The organism is Flavobacterium sp., assembly GCF_044338735.1.
Taxonomy (GTDB): Bacteria; Bacteroidota; Bacteroidia; order Flavobacteriales; family Flavobacteriaceae; genus Flavobacterium.
Genome location: NZ_JBIIWV010000118.1, coordinates 1 through 6,532, shown reverse-complemented (window position 1 = coordinate 6,532; position 6,532 = coordinate 1). Strand labels below are relative to the sequence as shown.

Here is a 6,532-nt window from a genome sequence, read left to right as displayed (position 1 = left end):
GACTTTCTTCACATCCAGAAGTGGTTCAAGCAGCAAAAGACGCCTTAGATTCTCATGGTTTCGGAATGTCATCTGTACGTTTTATTTGCGGAACACAAGATATTCATAAAGAATTAGAACAAAAAATCGCTAATTTCTACGGAACTGAAGACACTATTCTCTATGCTGCCGCTTTTGATGCTAACGGAGGTGTTTTTGAACCATTATTAGGGGAAGAAGATTGTATTATTTCTGATAGTTTAAATCATGCCTCAATTATAGATGGTGTTCGTTTATGTAAAGCAGCTCGCTATCGTTATGAGAATAATAATATGAACGATTTAGAACAGCAATTAATTAAAGCTACCGAGGCAGGCCACCGATTTAGACTAATTGTAACCGATGGTGTTTTTTCTATGGACGGATTAGTAGCTCCATTAGATAAAATATGCGATTTAGCTGATAAATACGATGCATTAGTAATGGTAGACGAGTGCCATGCCGCCGGATTTATCGGCGCAACAGGGAAAGGAACACCAGAAGCTAAAGGAGTAATGGGTAGAGTAGATATCATTACAGGAACTTTAGGAAAGGCATTAGGCGGGGCTATGGGAGGCTATACCACTGCTAAAAAAGAAGTAATTGAGATTTTACGTCAGCGTTCACGTCCTTATTTATTTTCAAATTCGTTAGCACCTTCAATTGTGGGAGCTTCGCTAAAAGTTTTTGAATTATTAGAAAAAGATACTACTTTAAGAGATACATTAGAATGGAATACCAATTATTTTAAAGCCGGATTAAGAAAAGCCGGAATTGATTTCATTGATGGAGATTCTGCAATAGTTCCGGTAATGTTGTATGATGCTAAATTATCACAAGAAATGGCTGAAAAACTTTTAGAAAAGGGCATTTATGTAATTGGCTTTTTCTTTCCAGTAGTTCCAAAGGATAAAGCACGTATTAGAGTACAATTATCTGCTGCACACACTCAGGAACACTTGGACAAAGCTATAAATGCATTTACTGAAGTAGGTAAAGATTTAGGAATAATTAAGTAAAATTCTACAAAAGAGCGATTTTTTTTAACAAAACTTTTTGTAGTTGAAAAAATATAGTACATTTGTACCAATTATAACGGATTGTAATTAAATAAATAAGTATGAAACATTTAAACAAATTATTTGCTGCTGTCGTATTGTTTGCTGGATTAACATCGCAAGCTCAAGACAACAACAACCCTTGGGCGGTGTCTTTCGGGGTAAACGGAGTAGACACAAGAGTTAGCGCTAGTAGAAGCGGACTTAGTTTTTTAGATAAACAATTTTCTCAAACATTTGATGTTAGTGACAATTGGAATATGATGCCATCTATTTCATATATTAATGTTTCTAAATATGTTGGAGATGGATTTTCATTTGGAGTAACTGGATCGGTTAACAAAATTACTAAATATGTAAATTTTGACCCTACATCTCCTAATGCTGATAAAAGAGGTATGGTAGTTTCAAACCCAGGCGATTTATCATATTATGGTCTTGATGGTATCATTAAGTACAGCTTTCAAGAAATGATCAAATCTAAATGGCTAGAGCCTTCAGCTCACATTGGAGGAGGTTATACATTCTTCGGTGACGCTTCTGCAGGAACTGTTAATGGAGGTTTAGGTTTAACTTTCTGGTTTTCAGAAGGTATGGGTTTAACTTTCCAATCTACTTACAAACATTCATATGATCTAACTAGAACAGCTAATGTTGATGTTCCAGGACACATGCAGCATTTTGCGGGTCTTAGTTTCAAATTTGGAGGAAAAGATACAGATAATGACGGAATTTACGATAAAGATGATGTTTGTCCAGAAGTTGCTGGTTTACCAGAATTTAAAGGATGTCCTGATACTGATAAAGACGGAATTCAAGATTCAGCAGATTCTTGTCCAGAAGTTGCTGGTTTAGCAGAATTCAACGGTTGTCCTGATACAGACGGAGACGGAATCATCGATTCAGAAGATGCTTGTGTTGATGTTAAAGGTACAAAAATGATGAAAGGTTGTCCTGATGCTGATGGCGATGGAGTAGCTGATAAAGATGATAAATGTCCTTCAGTTAAAGGAGATAAAGCTAATGGAGGATGTCCATGGCCTGATACTGATGGCGACAAAGTTTTAGATAAAGACGATAAATGTCCAACTTTAGCTGGTACTGTAGCTAACAATGGTTGTCCTGAAGTTTCTGATGAGGCAATGAAAAAATTAAACGACTATGGTAAAACTATTTTGTTTAACTCTGGAAAATCTTCTTTCCAAAAACAAACAATTCCAGTATTACAAGCAATGTCTGCGATATTAAAAGAGTATCCTTCAGCTAAATTCTCATTAGAGGGCCATACTGATAATACTGGTTCAGATGCTTTAAACCAAAAATTATCAGAAGAAAGAGCTGCTGCTGTTAAAAACTTCTTAGTTGAAAACGGTATCGACGCTTCAAGATTATCTTCAAAAGGTTTTGGTGAATCAGCTCCAGTTGATTCAAACAAAACAGCTAAAGGAAAAGCTAATAACAGAAGAGTAGAAGTAAAATTAGTAAAATAATTTTTTTCTAAAATATACTAAGAAACGTCCCGATATATCGGGACGTTTTTTTATTTTTATAAAATGAAATCAATTACTTTTTTAGACAAACTAAGCACAGTACTTTTAGCTCAACCTGAAAATGAACTTTCAAGCTGTACCATTGTTTTACCCAATAAGCGAGCAAAAGTATTTTTATTAGAAAGTATAAAAAAGCAACTTGTAGGAACTGCTTTTGCTCCTACCATAATTAGTATTGAAGATTTCATTCAAGAAATTTCAGGATTACGTTCTATAGATCCTATTGAGTTACTTTTTGAATTTTATGAAGTATATCTTTCGGTTACCGAAAAATCCAAACAGCAAACTTTTGATGAATTTGCCACTTGGGCAAAAACTGCTCTTCAAGATTTTAATGAAATTGATCGGTATTTATTAGATCCTAATCATGTATTTTCTTACCTAAAGGACATTGAAGCCTTAAAACGATGGAATTTAGAACCCTTAAACACTACTAAATTAATAGATTCGCATTTAGAATTTTGGGCAAAATTACCATTGTATTATGAATCTTTTTATAATCATTTAGTAACAAAAGGAATTGGCTATCAAGGATTGTTATATAGAGAAGCATATAAAAAAATAATCCCATTTACAAATACCATTTCAAACCAGATTATTTTTGCGGGTTTTAATGCATTGAATAAAGCCGAAGAAAAAATAGTTAAACATTTAGCTAACGAAAACAAAGCAAAAATCTACTGGGATATCGATGAGGTATTTTTAAACGATTCTTATCATGATGCAGGTTTGTTTATTAGGAAGTTTAAAATAGAATGGAAACCATTTGTAAATCAAGACTTTGAATGGGTTGTAAATCATTTTAGTGAAGCAAAAAATATCGAAATCATTGGCACACCAAAAAGTATTGGTCAAGCTAAAATTGTAGGAACTATTATTGAAAAAATTCAATCTAAGAGCCCAAATTTAGAAAATACATCTGTTGTTTTAGGTGATGAAAATTTGTTGTTACCCGTTTTATTTGGTTTGCCCGCTTCTGTTGAGGCATTAAATATTACTATGGGTTATCCTAGTAAAAATAATCCGGCGCAACTATTAATTAGTAAATTGTTTAAGCTTCATACCAATGCCAAGCAACGCAACGAAAAGAGTTACACTTTTTATTACAAGGAAGTATTAGCCATTTTAAATCATCCATTAATTGAGCCTTATTGTAAGGTAGAAGCAGTTGTAGATGTTATTAATAGTAATAATTTTACCTTCTTTTCTAGAGAAAAATTATTCAGTTTGTTTGCCGAAAAATATCCCAACTCTTCTAATATTTTATTTGAACTTTTGTTTGCACGATGGGATGATATTTCAGAAATACTGGCCAATCTAAATGCTATTTTGCTGCATTTAAAATCGCAACTCAATAATGATAATTCGGAAGAAAAAATCGCAAAAACTTTTTTGTATTCAATTTATAAGATCATCGTTAAATTAACCAATTATCACGAAAAGTATCACCAAATTGATAATTTAAATGCTTTACAAGCTATTTATAAACAAATAGTTGATCTTGCCGAAGTCTCTTTCGAAGGAGAACCTTTATCAGGTCTTCAAGTTATGGGAGTTCTAGAAAGTCGTGTGTTAGATTTTGAAAATGTGATTATCACATCGGTAAATGAAGGTAAATTTCCGGCAGGAAAATCGCAAAATTCGTTCATTCCATATGATGTAAAAAAGGAGTTAGGGTTGCCAACTTACAAAGAAAAAGACGCCATTTATTGCTATCACTTTTATCATTTGTTATTGCGAGCAAAAAATGTTTGGTTGCTTTATAATACCGATAATGAAGGAATAGATGCGGGTGAAAAAAGTCGTTTTATTACTCAATTAGAAATTGAAAAACAACCCAATCACAACATCACTAGCGCTATTTATAATGCCGTTTTGCCAGAGAAAGCATACGTACCTATAACCATTCCAAAAACGGATAAAATTATAACACGTTTGCACGAAATTGCAACTGATAAAGGATTCTCACCTTCTTCATTGACTAATTATATTCGGAATCCAATGCAGTTTTATATGCAACGCATCCTTAGAATAAATGAAGCGGAAGATGTAGAAGAAAATATTGCCGCTAATACGTTAGGAACCATTATTCACAATGCATTAGAAGAATTGTATACGCCCTATTTGAATCAGTTTTTGGCGTTGCATCATATTGAAGCGATGGAATCTTTAATTGATGGTGTTATTTTAAAATATTTCAAACAAGAATATAAAGAAGGCGAAATTACCAAAGGGAAAAATTTATTAGCATTTGAAGTTGCAAAACGAAATGTCTATAATTTTTTACAATTAGAAAAGAAAGCTATTGTAGAGGAAAATGCGGCGATAAAAGTACTGCTTTTAGAAGCCCCTTTAAGTTGCGAAATACAGTTGGAATCCTTCGATTTTCCAATAAAAATTGCTGGAAAAGTTGACCGAATCGAAGAACGAAATGGCGTCATTCGAATTGTAGATTATAAAACAGGTAAAGTGGATGCCAATAGTTTGAAATTACCTGATGTTTTGGCTTTAACTCCTGAAATTGAGAATGAAAAAATTATCCAATTACTTTGTTATGCGATGATGTTTGAAAATCATGAGTTGCGCAAAAATCGTGATATAACTGCCGGAATCATTTCGTTTAAAAATATGAAAAACGGATTTTTACCTTTTGGAATTGGCAGCGGAAAAGATGCAAACACGAGTATTACAAATGAGATGATTGAAGATTTTAAAGTAATTATGAAGTTATTAATTTTAGAAATTTTCAATCCAGAAATCCCTTTTAAGGAGAAAGTATAACTGAACCACAAAGGTCACAAAGTAATTTCACTAAGTTCACAAAGATTTGTGTTCATTGTGCTTTCTTAGTGTTCCTGGTGGTTATACCCTTTTCAAAAAACCACTCAAAACCACTAACAATTCCGCTTCATTTTCAATATGACTCATATGTCCATCAGGAAATGTGTGAAGTTTAACGTTTGTTCCTTCTATTTGATCAATAGTTTCATCATAATTTAAAACAGGATCTTTTTTGCCCAAAACAAATTGAATAGGATAAGGCGTAAAATGCAAAATGACTTCGCGGTCTTTTCTAATTTTCATACCTTCTAAAGCGGCAACAATTCCTTGAAGCTGCGTTTTTAAAGCTTCTAATTTCACTTCTTCGATACTATCTGCTAATCGTTCGCGATTATCTTCACTAAACAAATTAGCAATACTCATTCGAATGAATGCCGAATAATTTTGCTTCACTGCCACAGTAGCTCGGTCACGATTTGCTTTTCGTTCGTCGCTATCTGCTCTAGAGGTTGAATTAACCAATACAATTCCTTTTATGTTGTTAGGATACAATTCGGCGAAAGCCAACGCCACATAACCACCCATAGAATGCCCAATCAAAACTGCTTTTCTGATTTTTAATTCGTGTAATATATGATAAACCATATCGGCTTGGTCTTCCATCGTGTGCACATAACCCAAACAGGCCGTTGCACCATGACCCAATAAATCGATTGTAATGATGCGGTGTTTTTTTGATAATTCAGGAATAAACGCCTTCCACATCGTTTGATTTTCCAAAAAACCATGCAACAAAACCACAGCAGTTCCTTTCCCTTGGTCGGTATAACTGATTTTAGTGTTTTTGAAGTTGGTGGTTTTCATGTGGGCAAAGTTAGGTTTTAAACGCAAAGGGCGCAAAGTTTTTTTGCGAAGTAAACTAATAAAAAACGGCTCACTTTCGCAAACCGTCCTGTCTAAAAATCTATAATCCGAATATCTGAATATCCAAATTAAGCATTCATTATCGCTTCAATTTCCTCAATTTCTATTGGAATATTGCGCATTAAATTAAACGCAGCTCCTGTAGATTGAATCACCATATCGTCTTCTAAACGAATACCAAAACCTTCTTTTGGAATGTAA

General features: G+C 33.6%; 4 protein-coding genes and 1 pseudogene. 3 read left to right on the top strand and 2 right to left on the bottom strand.

The window, feature by feature from the left end:
- The 3 genes from kbl to ACIQZC_RS08040 all read left to right on the top strand — a co-directional run.
- On the top strand, positions 1-1,037 hold a 1,037-nt coding region (gene kbl / locus ACIQZC_RS08050), incomplete at its 5' end, for a glycine C-acetyltransferase (protein ID WP_396138719.1).
- Between the two features lie 101 nt (positions 1,038-1,138).
- The gene (locus ACIQZC_RS08045) at positions 1,139-2,566 is read left to right on the top strand and encodes an OmpA family protein (protein WP_396138718.1); all 1,428 of its coding nucleotides are present in this window, start codon (positions 1,139-1,141) and stop codon (positions 2,564-2,566) included.
- Between the two features lie 63 nt (positions 2,567-2,629).
- Positions 2,630-5,407: a PD-(D/E)XK nuclease family protein gene (locus ACIQZC_RS08040; protein ID WP_396138717.1), complete on the top strand. Its 2,778-nt coding sequence runs from the start codon at positions 2,630-2,632 to the stop codon at positions 5,405-5,407.
- 81 nt (positions 5,408-5,488) lie between these two features.
- Here ACIQZC_RS08040 and ACIQZC_RS08035 read toward each other — a convergent pair whose 3' ends face one another.
- Both ACIQZC_RS08035 and ACIQZC_RS08030 read right to left on the bottom strand, forming a co-directional pair.
- A complete protein-coding gene (locus tag ACIQZC_RS08035; protein ID WP_396138716.1) occupies positions 5,489-6,271 on the bottom strand; it encodes an alpha/beta fold hydrolase in 783 nt (260 codons plus the stop codon).
- A gap of 128 nt (positions 6,272-6,399) precedes the next feature.
- Positions 6,400-6,532 (bottom strand): annotated as a pseudogene (locus ACIQZC_RS08030) (aminopeptidase P family protein); the annotation flags it as partial.

Excerpts from the sequence above, each read along its gene's own strand:
- ACIQZC_RS08045 (WP_396138718.1), top strand. The coding sequence starts at position 1,139 with ATGAAACATTTAAACAAATTATTTGCTGCTGTCGTATTGTTTGCTGGA.
- ACIQZC_RS08040 (WP_396138717.1), top strand. The coding sequence starts at position 2,630 with ATGAAATCAATTACTTTTTTAGACAAACTAAGCACAGTACTTTTAGCT.
- ACIQZC_RS08035 (WP_396138716.1), bottom strand. The coding sequence starts at position 6,271 with ATGAAAACCACCAACTTCAAAAACACTAAAATCAGTTATACCGACCAA.